The 15,416-nt window shown below is 62.6% G+C and carries 16 protein-coding genes; 12 read left to right on the forward strand and 4 right to left on the reverse strand.

All coding sequences use genetic code 11. The annotated features are described in order from the left end of the window. Positions 1-43 precede the first annotated feature (43 nt). From NKI63_RS18265 to atzF, 4 genes are read left to right on the forward strand one after another with little or no spacing between them, the layout of a single operon-like run. Complete coding sequence (locus NKI63_RS18265) at positions 44-1,528, forward strand: ABC transporter ATP-binding protein (RefSeq protein WP_352689630.1); 1,485 nt, start codon at positions 44-46, stop codon at positions 1,526-1,528. After that, positions 1,528-2,196, forward strand: coding sequence for a cysteine hydrolase family protein (locus NKI63_RS18270; RefSeq protein ID WP_352507101.1), 669 nt, complete (start codon positions 1,528-1,530; stop codon positions 2,194-2,196). Before NKI63_RS18265 ends, NKI63_RS18270 begins: the two co-directional genes overlap by 1 nt. Then, the gene (locus NKI63_RS18275) at positions 2,189-2,539 is read left to right on the forward strand and encodes a cupin domain-containing protein (RefSeq protein ID WP_352475666.1); all 351 of its coding nucleotides are present in this window, start codon (positions 2,189-2,191) and stop codon (positions 2,537-2,539) included. Before NKI63_RS18270 ends, NKI63_RS18275 begins: the two co-directional genes overlap by 8 nt. Beyond that, the gene (gene atzF / locus NKI63_RS18280; protein WP_352507102.1) at positions 2,536-4,344 is read left to right on the forward strand and encodes an allophanate hydrolase; all 1,809 of its coding nucleotides are present in this window, start codon (positions 2,536-2,538) and stop codon (positions 4,342-4,344) included. Before NKI63_RS18275 ends, atzF begins: the two co-directional genes overlap by 4 nt. A 5-nt stretch (positions 4,345-4,349) precedes the next feature. Here atzF and NKI63_RS18285 read toward each other — a convergent pair whose 3' ends face one another. Together NKI63_RS18285 and NKI63_RS18290 are read right to left on the reverse strand one after the other, a co-directional pair. Further along, positions 4,350-4,907, reverse strand: coding sequence for a cytochrome c (locus NKI63_RS18285; RefSeq protein ID WP_352507103.1), 558 nt, complete (start codon positions 4,905-4,907; stop codon positions 4,350-4,352). A 17-nt stretch (positions 4,908-4,924) separates the two neighbouring features. Then, the gene (locus NKI63_RS18290) at positions 4,925-5,467 is read right to left on the reverse strand and encodes a phosphatase PAP2 family protein (protein ID WP_352507104.1); all 543 of its coding nucleotides are present in this window, start codon (positions 5,465-5,467) and stop codon (positions 4,925-4,927) included. A 41-nt stretch (positions 5,468-5,508) separates the two neighbouring features. Here NKI63_RS18290 and NKI63_RS18295 point away from each other — a divergent pair, with 41 nt between their 5' ends. Beyond that, positions 5,509-5,991 carry a DUF2127 domain-containing protein gene (locus NKI63_RS18295; RefSeq protein ID WP_352822670.1) on the forward strand — a complete coding sequence of 161 codons (483 nt, stop codon included), beginning with the start codon at positions 5,509-5,511 and terminating at the stop codon, positions 5,989-5,991. A gap of 42 nt (positions 5,992-6,033) precedes the next feature. On the opposite strand, the gene cueR is transcribed toward NKI63_RS18295, so the two are convergent. Then, complete coding sequence (gene cueR, locus NKI63_RS18300; protein WP_352452335.1) at positions 6,034-6,432, reverse strand: Cu(I)-responsive transcriptional regulator; 399 nt, start codon at positions 6,430-6,432, stop codon at positions 6,034-6,036. A gap of 254 nt (positions 6,433-6,686) precedes the next feature. On the opposite strand from cueR, the gene NKI63_RS18305 reads away from it, so the two are divergent. The 4 genes from NKI63_RS18305 (at position 6,687) to NKI63_RS18320 (ending at position 10,457) form a co-directional block, all read left to right on the forward strand. Beyond that, positions 6,687-7,754, forward strand: a complete 1,068-nt coding sequence (locus NKI63_RS18305; protein WP_352507106.1) for a type III polyketide synthase — start codon at positions 6,687-6,689, stop codon at positions 7,752-7,754. Then, positions 7,751-8,464 carry a methyltransferase domain-containing protein gene (locus tag NKI63_RS18310; RefSeq protein ID WP_352752732.1) on the forward strand — a complete coding sequence of 238 codons (714 nt, stop codon included), beginning with the start codon at positions 7,751-7,753 and terminating at the stop codon, positions 8,462-8,464. Before NKI63_RS18305 ends, NKI63_RS18310 begins: the two co-directional genes overlap by 4 nt. Next, positions 8,461-9,681, forward strand: a complete 1,221-nt coding sequence (locus NKI63_RS18315; RefSeq protein WP_352752730.1) for an NAD(P)/FAD-dependent oxidoreductase — start codon at positions 8,461-8,463, stop codon at positions 9,679-9,681. The genes NKI63_RS18310 and NKI63_RS18315 overlap by 4 nt, the downstream gene beginning before the upstream one ends. Before the next feature lie 179 nt (positions 9,682-9,860). Beyond that, positions 9,861-10,457: a cation efflux transmembrane domain-containing protein gene (locus NKI63_RS18320; RefSeq protein ID WP_352645553.1), complete on the forward strand. Its 597-nt coding sequence runs from the start codon at positions 9,861-9,863 to the stop codon at positions 10,455-10,457. A 285-nt stretch (positions 10,458-10,742) separates the two neighbouring features. Here NKI63_RS18320 and NKI63_RS18325 read toward each other — a convergent pair whose 3' ends face one another. Beyond that, positions 10,743-11,165 carry a hypothetical protein gene (locus NKI63_RS18325; protein WP_352822675.1) on the reverse strand — a complete coding sequence of 141 codons (423 nt, stop codon included), beginning with the start codon at positions 11,163-11,165 and terminating at the stop codon, positions 10,743-10,745. Positions 11,166-11,357: 192 nt separating this feature from the next. Here NKI63_RS18325 and NKI63_RS18330 point away from each other — a divergent pair, with 192 nt between their 5' ends. The 3 genes from NKI63_RS18330 to NKI63_RS18340 all read left to right on the forward strand — a co-directional run bounded on the left by NKI63_RS18330 (position 11,358) and on the right by NKI63_RS18340 (position 15,389). Then, positions 11,358-12,170 carry a class I SAM-dependent methyltransferase gene (locus tag NKI63_RS18330; RefSeq protein ID WP_352822677.1) on the forward strand — a complete coding sequence of 271 codons (813 nt, stop codon included), beginning with the start codon at positions 11,358-11,360 and terminating at the stop codon, positions 12,168-12,170. A gap of 1,706 nt (positions 12,171-13,876) precedes the next feature. Continuing rightward, positions 13,877-14,254, forward strand: a complete 378-nt coding sequence (locus tag NKI63_RS30755) for a DUF2778 domain-containing protein (RefSeq protein WP_502900485.1) — start codon at positions 13,877-13,879, stop codon at positions 14,252-14,254. A 349-nt stretch (positions 14,255-14,603) separates the two neighbouring features. Continuing rightward, positions 14,604-15,389: a ThuA domain-containing protein gene (locus tag NKI63_RS18340; RefSeq protein ID WP_352822680.1), complete on the forward strand. Its 786-nt coding sequence runs from the start codon at positions 14,604-14,606 to the stop codon at positions 15,387-15,389. The last annotated feature ends 27 nt before the right edge of the window (positions 15,390-15,416 follow it).

Below are 15,416 nucleotides of genomic sequence, written 5' to 3' on the forward strand. Positions count from 1 at the left end.
CTTGAGCGGAGCCAAGAAAGCCGTCGGCGTCGAGACCATCGGCATGACCATGCGCTTCGGCGCCTTCACCGCGCTGGACGACGTCTCGATAAAGGTGCCGGCGGGATCGTTCCATGCGCTGCTCGGCGAAAACGGCGCCGGCAAGTCGACGCTGGTCAAATGCATGATGGGTTTTTATCACCCGACCGCCGGCGACATGCTGGTCGAAGGCCGCGAGGTCGCGATCGCCAGTCCCAAGGACGCTTCGGCGCTAGGGCTCGGCATGGTCTATCAGCATTTCACGCTCGTCCCGTCGCTGACCGGCGCGGAGAATCTGGTTATTTCGCGCGAGAAGGTGCCCGGGGTCATCGACTGGCGCAAAGAGCGCGCCGCACTTGCGCAATTCATGCAGCGTATGCCGTTCAAGCTGCCGCTCGACGTCAAGGTGGCCGAACTCGCGGCCGGCGAGAAGCAGAAGCTCGAAATCATCAAGCAGCTCTATCTCGGCCGCAGTTTCCTGGTGCTCGACGAGCCGACCTCGGTGCTCACTCCCGGCGAAGCGCAGGAGGTGCTTGGGCTGGTGCGCGACATGACAAGGAGCGGCGACCTTACGGTGCTGATGATCTCGCATAAATTCCACGAGGTGACGGCGTTTGCCGACGACATCACAGTGCTGCGCAAGGGCAGACTGACCGGAACCGGGAAGGTCTCCGACCTTTCCCACAAGCAGATGGCGGCGATGATGATCGGCGACCAGCCGATTTCAGCGCTCGACAGTCGTGCTCCGGTGCCGGCTGGAGCCCGGCAGGTGCTTACGGTGAAGTCGCTAAAGGCGCCCGACCGCACCGGCTTGAAAACCATCGACATCGGCGAACTCGATGTTAAGTCCGGCGAGATCGTCGGCGTTGCCGGCATTTCCGGCAACGGCCAGAAGGAGTTTCTCGAAGTCCTTGCCGGACAGCGGGCGCGCAATGCCGGCGACATTCTGGTGAAGGGCTCGCCCTATGGCGCCAGCCGCAGCGAGGCGCGCACGCTCAATGTCCGCTTCATTCCGGAGGAACCGTTGCGCAATGCCTGCGCACCGAAGATGACGGTCGCGGAAAACATGGCCTTCCGGACCTTCGACCTCGACGAGGCCGGCAAGCCGGTCAGCTGGATCAGGATGAGCGCGATCAGGGACTACGCGGCGCGTCTGGTTGAACAGTTCAAGGTCAAGACCGCCTCGCTCGCTTCGCCGATTTCGTCGCTGTCGGGCGGCAATGTGCAGCGCGCGGTGCTGGCGCGCGAGCTGACCGGCGAAGTCGATCTTCTGATCGTCTCCAACCCGTGTTTCGGCCTCGACTTCTCCGCCGTGGCCGAAATCCGCGCCCGTATCATGAAGGCGCGCAATGCCGGCGCCGCGGTGCTTCTGATGTCGGAGGACCTCGACGAACTGCTTGAACTTTCGGACCGCATCTTCGTCATGTCCGACGGTGCGCTGGTCTACGAGACGCCGATCGCGCAGGCGAGCGTGCAGACGATTGGCGAGCACATGGCGGGACATCATTGATGGCGGAGATCGAGGCGCTGCCGTTTCCGTTTGCCTTCAAGCCTGAGACGATGGCGCTGGTCGTCATCGACATGCAGCGCGATTTCGCCGAGCCGGGCGGCTTCGGCGCCAGCCTCGGCAACGACGTCAGCCGGGTCACGGCGATTGTGCCGACGGTGAAGAGGCTGATCGAGGGGTTCCGCACCGCCGGCCTGCCGGTGATCCACACGATGGAGTGCCACAAGGCAGACCTTTCGGATCTGCCGCCGGCCAAGCGCAACCGCGGCAACCCATCGATACGGATCGGCGACGTCGGGCCGATGGGTCGCCTGCTGATCGTGGGCGAGCCGGGAACGGCGATCCTCGATGAACTTGCGCCACTGCCTGGCGAGATCGTCATCGAAAAACCCGGCAAGGGCGCATTCTATGCCACCACCTTCGGCGACGACCTAAAGCGGCTCGGCGCACAGCAATTGGTCTTTGCCGGAGTGACGACGGAGGTCTGCGTGCAGACGACGATGCGCGAGGCCAACGACCGCGGCTATGATTGCCTGCTCGCCGACGATGCGACGGAGAGCTATTTTCCCGAGTTCAAGGCGGCAGCGCTGGCCATGATCAGGGCGCAGGGCGCCATCGTCGGCTGGACCGCAACGACCGATCAGGTGCTCGAGGGAATTTCCAATGCCTAACATTGCATACCGGGCTCTCATTCAAGGGGGCTGGCGCGACCTGCCGTTCGAGCATTTCCGCGATGGCATTACGGTGCATTGGCTGCTCAAGGGCGGACCGACGGAACCGTCGGTGGCGATCCTGAACTACCGGGCGGGCGCCGGCGTGCCGCGTCATCGCCATGCCGGGCTGGAAACGATCATCGTGCTGGAAGGCACACAGAGCGACGAGAACGGCGATTATGCCGCGGGCAGCGTGATCCTGAACCCGGTCGGAACCGAGCATTCGGTGTGGACAAAAGACGGCTGCGTCGTACTCATCCAGTGGAACCTGCCGGTAGTCATTCTGGACGAGGCCAAATGAGCGACATCCGCTTCGATATAGCGAGCTTGCACGCCGCCTATCAGGCCGGCGCCGCCGTCGGCGAGGTGATCGATACGATCCATGCGCGGCTCGCGACAGCCGACGATCCGGGCATCTTCATTCATCTGGCGAGCAGGGCGGAGATGCTTGCCGAAGCAGAAAAGCTCGGCCCGTTCGACCCCGTGTCAAAGCCGCTGTGGGGCGTACCATTCGCGGTCAAGGACAACATCGATGTCGCCGGCATGCCGACGACGGCAGCATGTGCGGAATATGCCTACTTGCCGGTAAGAGACGCCAACGTCGTCGCACGCCTCAAGGCCGCCGGCGCGCTGGTCGTCGGCAAGAGCAATCTCGACCAGTTCGCCACCGGCCTCGTCGGCGTGCGCACGCCCTATCCGATCCCGAGGAACGCGATTGATCCAAAACTGGTGCCAGGCGGCTCGTCTTGCGGCTCGGCCGTGGCGACGGCACGCGGCATCGTCTCGTTCGCGCTCGGCACCGACACCGCCGGCTCGGGGCGCATACCCGCCGGCCTCAACAACATTATCGGGCTGAAGCCGAGCGTCGGCGCGCTGTCGGCCGCCGGCGTCGTGCCGGCCTGCCGGACACTAGACTGCGTCTCGGTGTTCGCGCTCACCGTCGACGACGCCTACAGGGTGTTCGAGATCGCGGCGGCAAAGGACAACGCCGATCCCTATTCGCGCGACTTCGCCATTCAGGCCCTTGCCGCGCGCCCGCCGGTGCTGACGGTCGGCGTGCCGGCCGGGGCCGACTGGACGTTCTTCGGCGACCAGGCGATGCAGGCGGGCTTCGAGGCCGCTCTTGCCGCGCTGGAAGAGCTGGGCTGCAGGCTGGTCGAAATCCCGTTCGGCGATTTCTACGCCACCGCCAATCTGCTTTACGAGGGCGCCTGGGTGGCGGAGCGTTACGCCGCGATCAAGGACTTCATGGAAGCCAACGAGGCGGCCATGCATCCGGTGACGCGGCAGATCATCGGCGGTGCGCGAAAACTTTCCGCCGCGGACGCCTTCAACGGGCTCTATGCCTTGCAAGGCTACAAGGCCAGGCTTGCGCCGGTCATCGCCTCGGTCGACCTATTCTGTGTGCCGACCGCGCCGACCCACTACACAGTCGAGGCGGTTCTCGCCGATCCGATCGTCACCAACAGCCGGCTCGGCACCTACACCAACTTCGTCAATCTGCTCGACATGTGCGGCATCGCCGTGCCGACCGGAACACGCAGCGACGGTTTGCCGATGAGCGTCACCTTGCTTGCCGCGGCGGGCAAGGACCATCTGACGGCGTCGCTTGCGCAGGATGTCCATGCGGCAAGCGGCCTTGCGCTGGGCGCTACAGGCTGGCCGCTGCCGCCGCGTGGCGATGTTCGCGTCGACGTGGACGAGGGCACGATCGAGCTGGCCGTGGTCGGCGCGCATCTATCGGGGATGGCGCTGAACGGCCAGTTGCAGCAGCTCGGCGCGATTTTCGCCCGGGGGGCAAGAACGGCGCCGCTCTACCGGCTTTACGCGCTTGCCGGCCAGTCGGTGCCGCGACCGGGGCTCGAACGGATCTGCAATGGCAAGGGGGCAGCGATCGAGGTCGAAGTCTGGCGGCTCTCGCCACAAGCGTTCGGGCGCTTCGTCGCCGCGATCCCGCCGCCGCTCGGCATCGGGACGCTTCTGCTTGATGACGGAACTTCGCCGAAAGGCTTCCTCGTCGAAAGTGCCGGCCTCACCGATGCAAAGGAGATTTCGCATTTCGGCGGCTGGCGCAATTTCATGGCGGGTCAGCTGCAGCGGAGCTGACGCTATCACTCGACCTTTTGCCGGAATTTCGAATGGCAGCTCGAGCAATCCTGCAAGATGAGATGCAGGAGGTGCTCCGCCGGCAATTTAGTGGGATCGGCTTCCGCGAGTGATGGTCGCTTGCCAAGCAGGCTGCCACCGCCCATCGCCAGGCCGGAACCCATTCTCATGTCGTCGGTGATGCGCGGCGGCGCCCGCTCGGCGTCGGAGGCCAAGGCGCTGGCCAGCGTCCCGATGTGGCGAGCCAGCTCTTCGAACTCCGCGCGGGCGGGGTCGATATCCGGCTTGGCGCCTGAAGGCGCGCCCAATGTCGCGCTGGGGAATTCGGCAATCAGGGCACGGCCGGTGCGGGCGCGGATGGTCTCGGCCGCCGCCTTGAAGGCTGCGGCGTCGTACGCCTGCTTGCCGTCGAACATCCCAGCGATCGCCTTTGCCGCCGCGGCCATTTCCTTCATCGAGGCCTGGCGAGCCTCGATGACCGCATCACGACCCGAATGGGCGGCGGCGAGCACGACAGAGACGCAGGCAAGCGACAGGACCGCTATGATAGCTGCTCGTCTCATCGTTGGCACATAAGGAGCTAGAGAATTCTTGTGACCAGACTGTCCAGTCGGGAGTTCTCGCGATAGGCCAATCGGACCACAACGGCACCTAAGACGCCAGTGATGGCACCGCCTATCACGTCGGTGAGATAGTGGGTGCCGATATAAATTCTCGACCAGCAGATCAGCAATGCCATGATGGAGAGGGCCAGCGTCCGGCGCGGCAGACCTTGCATTGCAAGAGCCGCAACAACCGCAAAGCTGGCTGTCGCGTGGTCGGAGGGAAACGACCAGTCGGCGCTGGGCGCAATCAGCAGATGCGTCACGCCGGCATCGTAGGGCCGCAGCCGGTGGACGAATAGCAAAATGAACTGATTGATCGCCAGACCGAGCAGGAACGCCAAGCCGGCGGACAAGGCAGCATGGCGCACATGGTAGCGGTCGGCCTTTGCCCACCATTGCAGGGCAACAGCCAGCACCATCAGCGGAACGCCGATTTGTGAGACGGCGATCATTGCCTTATCAAGAAAAGGGCTGATCCCGGCTGCCGCGTTGATCCAGTGGGTTAGGGCTGCATCCATCGTTTCTCGTTTCCGCTGTTGTCGATCGCAAGGTGAATTTTGTGAAAGCAGTAGACGAACGCCGCATCCATCAGATTTTCGAGCTCAGCATCTGGCTTAAAGGGGCGCATGCCCTGATCGAATGCGTGGGCGGGATCCTGCTTTATGTCGTCACCACCGACGCCATTGCCTCCTGGGTCAATACATTCACCCAAGAGGAATTGATCGAAGATCCGAACGATTTCATAGCTGGCTATCTGTCGCAGATGGCAAGCCACTTTTCCGTCGCCAGCAAGGAGTTTTATGCCTTCTACCTGCTTAGCCACGGCCTGATAAAACTGCTGCTCGTTGTCGGGCTTTTGAGAGGCAAGCTGTGGTCGTATCTGGCATCGCTTGCGGCGCTGGGCGCATTTATGTTCTATCAAGTCTACCGCTACTCCTACACCCATTCGTTCGGCCTGCTTGTCCTGACCGTATTCGATGCTGTCGTCATGGTGCTGATCTGGCATGAATGGAAGGTCGTGCGGCAGCACAAGCCGGCATGACAGCGAAGTTCGCACGTCAGCCGCTCCGATTTTCAATCCACCTCACTGGGCGACGCCTTGTCCTGCCAGCTCGTCGATGATCGGGCAATCCGGCCGCTCGTCGCCGTGGCAGTGACTGACCAGATGGTGGAGCAAGCCGCGCAATCCGACCAGTTCGGCGATCTTCCTGTCGATCTCCACCAGCTTGGCTTTCGCGATCGCCTTCACGTCGGCGCTGTCACGTTCCCTGTCCTGGTACAGCGAGAGCAACTGGCGGCATTCGTCGACCGAAAACCCCAGGCTTCGCGAGCGCTGCAGGAAGCGCAGCCGGTGAATATCGGCCGTCGAGTAATCGCGATAGCCATTGTCTGTCCGGGCCGGATGCAAGAGCCCGATGTCCTCGTAATAACGGATCGTCTTGGACGGCAGGCCGGATTTTTCGGATGCGATACCGATGTTCATGGCGGAAATCTCCTTTGTCAGAGGAAATAGACCTTCCAGTAGATGGAAGGTCAACATGATGTGGCGATTTTGGATGCCCGACGCAACCGCCCACCGGCTCCAACCGTTTGCCTGCCAACAGCACGTGCTGAACCTTCGGGAAGAAATCAGTTTTCGGAAACGTTTATCGAACAGCTCAATCCGGTGTTCGACATCGGTGTCAATAACCAAAGACCCTCCGGCGGCACACCGTGCATACGCCGAGGAGACAGAATATGTCCGTCAAAGCCTATATCAACCGGATCGCGACAGCGGTGCCGGAGCACGAGGTTCATCAATTCTACCTGCGTTTTGCGGCCTCGATGCTCGCGGCCGATCGCCGGAGGATCTTCGAACGCATGGCCGATCTTGCCGGCATCGAGCACCGCTATTCCTGCTTTGCGCCGGCGTCCGACCCCGAGGGACCGTCCGCCGACCTAGCGGGGACGTTCATCCGCGGTGCGTTTCCCGGAACGGCGATGAGAATGGCAATGTTCGACGATGCAGCACCTGTTCTGGCGCAAAAGGGCATCGACGGATTGCAGCTTGGCGACGACGCCTCCCGCATCACCCATTTGATCGTCACCACCTGCACCGGTTTTTCGGCGCCGGGCATCGATCTCGAACTGGTTGCCCGGTGTGGGCTGCCGGATAGTGTCGAACGCACGATGATCGGGTTCATGGGTTGCTACGCGGCAATCAACGGCCTCAAGCTGGCCCACCACATCGTCCGCTCCGACCCACAGGCCAAGGTCCTGCTGGTCAATATCGAGCTCTGCACGATGCATCTGCGCGAAACCACTGAACTCGAAAAACTGCTGTCGTTCTGCCTTTGGGGTGACGGCTGCGCGGCCGCGCTCGTGACCGCCGAGCCGGCCGGCATCGAGCTCGATAGCTTTCACTGTCTGGTGGCGAGGGAGCGGCGGGAGCTGATGCGCTGGAACATTCGCGACCACGGCTTCGAAATGGTTCTTTCCGGCCAGGTTCCGGCAGCCATTCATGAAGCGTTGCGGAGCAACCAGGCCGCCATCCTCGGCGGTCGATCGGCGGAAGACATCGACCTTTGGGCCGTGCACCCGGGTGGACGTTCGGTTCTCGACGCCGTCGAAAGGGCCCTGAAACTGGTGTCCACCGCGCTGGACCCATCGCGCGAGGTGTTGCGCCGGTATGGGAACATGTCGTCCGCGACCGTCATGTTCGTGATGAAGGAGATGTTGAAGGCGCCACCCGGCCTGCTCGGCTGCGGCATGTCGTTCGGACCAGGATTGACGGCGGAAACCATGCTCTTTCGAACGGTGTCATGAGCGGCCTGGAGCGTCGGCAGCTTGCGCCGGAAATCCTCGACGGACTTGCTGCCGACGATCCGCGAGCGCTTGTCGCGCGCCGCGACCTTCGTCGCATCAATATGCTGATGTTTCAGGCGCCGATCATGACGTCGTTGCTCAGGAGGTTCGTGCCAAAACCGCCACGCCGCATCCTGGAGATCGGCGCCGGCGATGGCTCCTTCATGCTGGCGGTGGCGCGGCGCATGGCCAGGCATTGGCCCGGGGTCGAACTGGTAATGCTCGACCGCGTCGACCTTGTCACGGCGCAACTGCGCGGTGATTTCGACAGGCTGGGATGGAAGGCCGAAGGCGTCACCGCCGATATCTTCGATTGGGCAGGAAAGATCGAGGGCGTGCGGTTCGACGCCATGACCGTCAATCTGTTTCTGCATCATCTCGACGATGCGCAGCTCGTGCGTCTGTTTTCGCTGATCAGGCCGAAAGCCCCGTTGCTCATCGCGACAGAGCCGCTGCGGGCGAAACTGGCGCTGGCCGCGACCCGTCTTCTCCCGGCAATCGGCGCCAACAACGTCACACGAAACGACGCGGCGCAGAGCGTGCGTGCCGGCTTTCGCGGCAGCGAGCTTTCCGGCCTCTGGCTTGCGGCCAACGGCAGACCGGTCGAGGAACGGCGCGCTGGCCCGTTTTCCCACATCTTCGTCGGCGCCAGCGCCAGTGACGAGCCATGACGAAATTGTCGACCCATGATGCGATCATCATAGGCGCCGGCCCGGCGGGCACATCTGTCGCGCTCACGCTGGCCCGGCGCGGATGGGCCGCGGCCATTGTGGAAAAGGCCGCATTTCCGCGCCGCAAGGTCTGCGGCGAATACATCTCGGCAAGCAATCTTGCGCTTCTCGACCAGCTGGAGATCGGCGATGCCTGGCGTGCCAATGCCGGCCCCGAAATCCGCCGCGTCGGTTTGTTTTCCGGCGAGACCTGCGTCGAGGCGGCAATGCCTGGTGCAGGAGCTGGGTCTCGTGCGAAACACGGCTTCGGCCGGGCGCTCGGCCGGGACATTCTCGACTCTCTGCTTCTACAGGCGGCGCGATCGGCGGGCGTCGAAATCTTCCAGCCCTGCCGCGCCGTCGCCATCGACCGGGATGGTGAGATGCAACGTGTACGAGTTCAGGCCGGGGATGAAGCGGTGATGTTGCGTGCGCCGGTGATTGTCGCCGCACACGGCTCCTGGGAGCCGGGACCATTACCCAGCCAGCTCGCAAAGACCAATCGGCCGTCGGACTTGCTCGGCTTCAAGGCGCATTTCACCGGGTCGTCGCTCGCACCGGATTTGATGCCTCTGCTGGCTTTTCCCGGCGGCTATGGCGGCATGGTCTCGGCGGATCATGGACGGTTGTCGATCTCGTGCTGCATTCGCCGCGATGTGCTCGCGCGGCTGCGTAAACAACATGATCCCGAATACCTGGGCCATGTGTCGGCCGCCGATGTCGTCTCACGCCATGTCATGAATTCATGCCGGGGCGTGCGAGGCGCCCTGGAACCGGCGCACCTCGACGGCCCGTGGCTTGCCGCGGGTCCGATCCGGCCGGGAATTCGCTCCTGCTACGAACAGGACATCTTCCGGGTCGGCAATGCAGCCGGAGAGTCTCATCCCGTTATCGCCGAGGGCATCTCGATGGCGCTTCAGTCCGGCTGGCTGCTGGCTAGCGAACTCGCATCCGCGCCAAGTGGCCAAGCGGGGCGCGAGGCCGCCGCCAGACGCTACGAGGCGGCCTGGAAAAGACTGTTTTCGACCCGGGTCTACGCTGCCGCTGCTATTGCCGGAATTGCCCTTCGCCCCGGCAGCGCCACCGCGATGGCGGCGATCGTCCGGAATTTCCCGCAGGCGCTGACATTGGGCGCGCAACTGAGCGGCAAGACCAAGCCGGTTCCCGGCTTTGCCTGACGAGCGGCGCGCATGAGGGCACGCCCAAAACAGGGTGACCATCCTGTTTTGGCTCGCAGGTGTTTTGGTGACAGACGTGCCATGTTCGGCCTAGGCTGGCCTCAAAGCCTGCGAGATCGAGACGGTCGAGGAACGGGACGCCCAGCAATAACATTAACGCCATCACATCGGGGCAGACCATGCAGCAAGCCATTACGTCGGACGGCCTTCGCCGGGTGGTGCTTGTCGTCGCACTGCTGAACCTGGGTTATTTCGGCATTGAATTCGCCGTCGCGCTGGCGATCGGCTCGGTGTCGCTGTTCGCCGACAGCGTCGATTTTCTGGAAGATGCCTCGGTCAATCTCCTCATACTGCTCGCCATGGGATGGTCGCTGCGTGCCCGCTCGCGGGTCGGCATGGCGCTGGCGCTTATCCTGCTGGTGCCGGGCCTGGCGACGCTGTGGACCGCGTGGGAAAAGTTCAACATGCCGGTGCCGCCGCAGCCAACGGCTCTGACGCTGGCGGGGTTGGGCGCTCTCGCGGTCAATCTGTCATGCGCCTACATGTTGGCGCGCTACCGCCATCACAGCGGCAGTCTTACCAGGGCGGCATTCCTCTCGGCCCGCAACGATGCGGTCGCCAATGTTGCGATCATACTGGCCGGATTGGTGACGGCCTTCCTGTGGCGCTCGGCGTGGCCGGATCTGATCGTCGGCCTGGGAATCGCGGCACTGAATGCAGACGCGGCGCGCGAGGTCTGGGAGGCAGCTCGGGAAGAGCACCGGGCCATTTCGTGAACTCCAAAACGCTCAGCGCGCTGCCGATTGCCACTCCGCCAATGCAGCAGTCAGCCGGAAACCTGCGCGATCTCTAATATAATCGCACCCTTTCAAAGCGGGCGGAGGGAGAACCGCTCATAAGTAAAAATCGGAGGAAAACCATGAACAGCATGAGCCTCACCACACTTGGACGAAGTCGACCGGGTCGAAGCGGTGAAACGATGAACCGCTCAAGACCACGCACGTCATCAAAAGGCCCGCGTCCCTGATGGAGGACGCGGGCCCGATTTTCGGCGGCATGCCCTAGGCAGGTATCAAGACGGCGATGCGGTGGATGCCGACCACCTTGCTGGTGTTGGCTGCCTCGTCGGTCTTGCCCTTGGAGCAGGTGTACACGTCACCTTCCCTAAGCTTGAATTCCTTGTCCGCCTTCTTGATCGTGAATTCACCGGCAGCAATGGTGCAGACCATGTCGTTGTCCATCACCATTTGAGGGGCGGCTGCTCCGGGCTGAAAGACTATATCGACAATTGAGATGCTCTTGTAAGCGGGGATATCGGAATTGCCGGTGCCGACCTCGACCAATCTGACGCCGGGGGCTATCTCCTTGCCTTCCTTCGGGCCGTATTTCTTGACCTTTGCAGCAGCCGCCAGCGTGAACAAAGGCGTTACCGCTGCCGCCGTCACGCCAAGCGCGATTGCAGACCTGCGATTTATGGTTTTCATCGCATCCTCCCATTTTATAGTTTGGCCACGCACCAATGCGCATGACCACAATATATTAACACATATGCAGATAATTGCAGCACGGCGTTTCGGAGCTTCCGGGAGCGAACCGCCTCCCGGTCGAATGCGACCGAATAGCAAACAATTCCATGCTATGCTGACGAGCCATCAAACGGACGGCGGGGGATAGCAATGTTGGAAACGGACAAGGTATTCGCCGGCTCAATTCCGGAAAACTACGACCGCTATATGGTGCCGTTAATTTTCGAGCCGTTCGCCGCAGATCTTGCACGACGGGCAGCGTCCTTGTCGCCAAGCGCCGTTTTGGAAACCGCCGCGGGCACCGGGGTTGTCACCCGCGCATTGGCGCCAAAACTGTCGCCCGGTGCAAGCTATGTCGTAACCGACCTCAACCAGCCGATGCTCGACTACGCCGCTTCGCGGCAAGCTCCCGACGATCGCATCAAATGGCGTCAGGCGGATGCTCTGGCGCTACCGTTTGAAAATGCGGCCTTCGATCTCGTTTGTTGTCAATTCGGCGCGATGTTCTTTCCCAACCGCTCATCTGCCTACCGCGAAGCCCGGCGAGTCCTGAAGCCCGGAGGACATTTTCTATTCAGCGTATGGGATCGCATCGAGGAGAACGTGTTTGCCGACGATGTGACGAATGCTCTCGCAAGGATTTTTCCGAACGATCCGCCGCGCTTTCTGGCACGCACGCCGCATGGCTACCACGATACGGCACTGATCCGTGGCGAGCTGGAGGACGCAGGTTTTTCCGGTGTGGTGATCGAGACGAGAGCCGAACAAAGCCGTGCCTCCTCGCCGCGCCTTCCGGCCGTTGCTTATTGCCAGGGCACTCTCCTTCGCAATGAAATCGAGGCCAGAGAGGCGGGAAAACTGGACGCTGCAACCGACTACGCCGCAGCCGCGATTGCTGACAGGCATGGCAGCGGCGAGGTTGCTGCCAAAATCCAGGCTCACATAGTGGTGGCTGTGGTCTAGGTGTTGGATATCCCGCTCCGGCACTTGGCGACATTCAGCTGCTGTGCGGCAAACATCTTGCCGCTATCCCGAATTCTCAGATGTTAACGTTCATTCGCCCGAGTGGCAGGTCGACAAGTGCCAGGTCGATAATCGCCGGTTTGACCGATTGCCGGGGCTTGATAGCGGCGGCTGCCGGCCGCAAGATTCTGGTCGGCCCGGCTTCACTTTGGCGGCCATGGCCGACTCCGCCCAGCAAGGTCTAGTCATTTCGCTTTCTTGACTCGGCCGACAAAAACGGGCAGCAAAGTCATCATTGGAGGGCAGTTTTGCCAACTATGCAGGTTTTGGAGGGCGTTTTTCGGTGTGACCGTCGCCCAATCGGCGGTCGGTAGAGGGATTGGTTAACCAACTTTGTCCATCTTTTGAATCAATCGGCAACAGACGCAAAGCGTGCTGGGGGCACCAGGCGAACTGTGAATGTCACGGCTGCGAAATCCGCTAGCCGGCATCGGCCGATTGAGAGTGGTTGAATGGCGTTTGTAAGTGCGAAAACCCGGGGTGACAGTCCTGCAACTGGATTGACTTCGATGAGGCCCGGCCTGCGCTGGGTCGCGGTTCCGGCCGTCGGCGCAGCCATTGCTTTATGGTCGGTGGCGACCTTGGCCGGCCTTTATTCAGTGGGAACCTCGCTCAGCGCCGCTTCCAACGGTCTCCCGCAAAGCCTGCTCGCGCCGCGCACCATCGCGCTCGCCGATCCTCGCCGCAGCCTTGCAAAGGCGCAGGCCCCGACGTGGGCCGCAGCAAACGCGGCGCTGTCGGCCAAGCTGCTGCAGCACGGGTGCGATGCCAACTGCCTGCTGTCAGCTTCGAACTTCGTTCACCAGGGAAAATCGGCGCGTCTCAAGCGCAATACGGTGCCGCTTGTCGCCGATGCATCGCGGCGATCGAGCTTCGACGACGTGGTGGCCAAAGCAGGGCTGTCGCCGCAAAAGCTTGCCGCCGCCTTTGCCCGTGCCGGCTCACCCGTCATGCTCGCAAGCCTGCCGGCCGACGCCCGGTTCGCCGAGCCGGTACGCATACCCGACCCGAACGGCCCGGCATCCGTGCGCTTCGGGCCGGCGGTGGCGGAGATTGAACGTTCGTCGCGCCTGGCGCTGGCGCTGGCGAATACATTGCCCGAGCAGATGATCGACGTGCTTCCGGCAGCCGTCGTGGCAAGCGAGCCGGCAGCTTCGCAAGGGCCGCAAGAGCCTGAGGTCCAACTGGCCTCGCTGCCGCCGCAGGACGACATGCCCGACAGCGTTCCGCTGCCGACCCTGCGTCCGCAGGCGGACATCGATGAGCCGGCGCCCCAGGCTCAAGCCTCGAAAGACCGGGCGCCAAAGGATCAGGCATCAAAGGCCCAGGCATCAAAGGCCCAGGTAGCAAAAACGGAGCCGCCCCAGAAATCCAGGGCCCAGGCATCCAGGGCGAGCAAGGTCCAGACGGCCGACGCTCCGCCGGTCGAGACGCTACCCGGCAGCCTGTCGCCTCGCAATTCGTCACAAGCGGCAGTGCCGGCCGTGTCGGGCAAGCGGTCGAAGACGCAGGGCGGCGACATGCTGGCCTATGCCAAGCCCGACATGCCTTCCGGCGGACTCGGCGGAGCCTTCAGGAACCTGTTCACCACGCCCAACATGGGCAGCGGCGTCGCCGTCTACGACATCTCGGCCAAGACCGTCTATATGCCCGACGGCTCACGGCTGGAGGCACATTCGGGACTGGGCGCGATGGTCGACCAGCCGCGCTACGTTCACAAGAAGAATGTCGGTCCGACGCCGCCCGACACCTACAATCTGACACTGCGGGAATCGCGCTTCCATGGCGTCGAGGCCCTGCGTCTCACCCCCACCAGCGGCAGCAACAAATATGGCCGCGATGGCTTGCTCGCCCACACCTACATGCTGCGCGGCGGCCGCGCCGAATCCAATGGCTGCGTCGTCTTCAAGGACTATGCCCGCTTTCTCGCCGCCTACAAGAAGGGAAAGATCAAGCGGCTCGTCGTGGTGCCGCGCCTGTCGAAGCCGCTGACACGAGTCGCCCAGGAGGGCCGCGGCGCTTAGGTTCGCGGCGGTCCTTTACGGCTTCGTCATCCCAGGGCGAAGCGGAAGCGCATACCCTGGGATCCATGCCGTTGCATCAGCCGAAGAATGCAACGATGCAGATTTGACGCCGTTCTGTCGCAATCCCTTTCACCTCTTATCCCTCTTGCATCGAGGTTCTGCACCGTCGCAGCGCATAGAAGTCACGGCATGGATCCCAGGGTCTTCGCGACGTCGCTTCGCTCCTGCTTCGCCCTGGGATGACGACGCTGGGGGACGTCGGGCCAATGTCGAGGTTTTCATTCCCGGCCGAGGATATTATGACTGACCGGCCGGGGCGGCTCCAGCTTCAAACAATCACGAGGACATCATGACAATACGCGCTGTCGTCTGGGGCGAGAATATTCATGAGCGGACCAACGAGGTGGTCGCGGGCATCTATCCCGAGGGCATGCATGCGACGATCGCCAATGCACTGAAGCTCGACCCGAAGATATCAGTGTCCTGGGCAACGCTGGAGCAGAAGGAGCATGGGCTGCCGACCGACCGTCTGGCCGAGACCGACGTCTTGCTGTGGTGGGGACACAAGGACCATGGTGCGGTCGCCGACGAAGTGGTCGAGCGCGTGGCGCGCCGCGTCTGGGAAGGCATGGGGCTGATCGTTCTCCATTCCGGCCATTTCTCGAAGATCTTCAAGAAGCTGATGGGCACTCCCTGCACGCTGAAATGGCGCGAGGCGGGCGAGCGCGAACGGCTCTGGGTGACCAGCGCAAGCCACCCGATCGCTGCCGGGATCGGCGAGTATTTCGAGCTCGAGAACGAGGAGATGTATGGCGAGCAGTTCGCCGTGCCGGAGCCGCTCGAGACCGTGTTCATCTCCTGGTTCCAAGGCGGCGAAGTGTTCCGGTCGGGGCTGACCTATCGCCGCGGCGCCGGCAACATCTTCTATTTCAGGCCCGGCCACGAGACCTATCCGACCTATCACGACGCCAACGTCCACAAGGTGCTGCGCAATGCGGTGAGATGGGCGCACAACCCGCAAAGCTCCAATCCGGCCATCCTCGATGCGCCGAACGTGCCGGTGGAAAAGGCGCTCGAGCCGATCGTCGAGCGCGGCGGAAAGCTTCATTCCGCCGGCGAAGCCGGCTTCCGCTAGATGACAAATCCATGATCGAACAAGAAG

The organism is Mesorhizobium sp. M0410, assembly GCF_040321435.1.
Classification (GTDB): domain Bacteria; phylum Pseudomonadota; class Alphaproteobacteria; order Rhizobiales; family Rhizobiaceae; genus Mesorhizobium.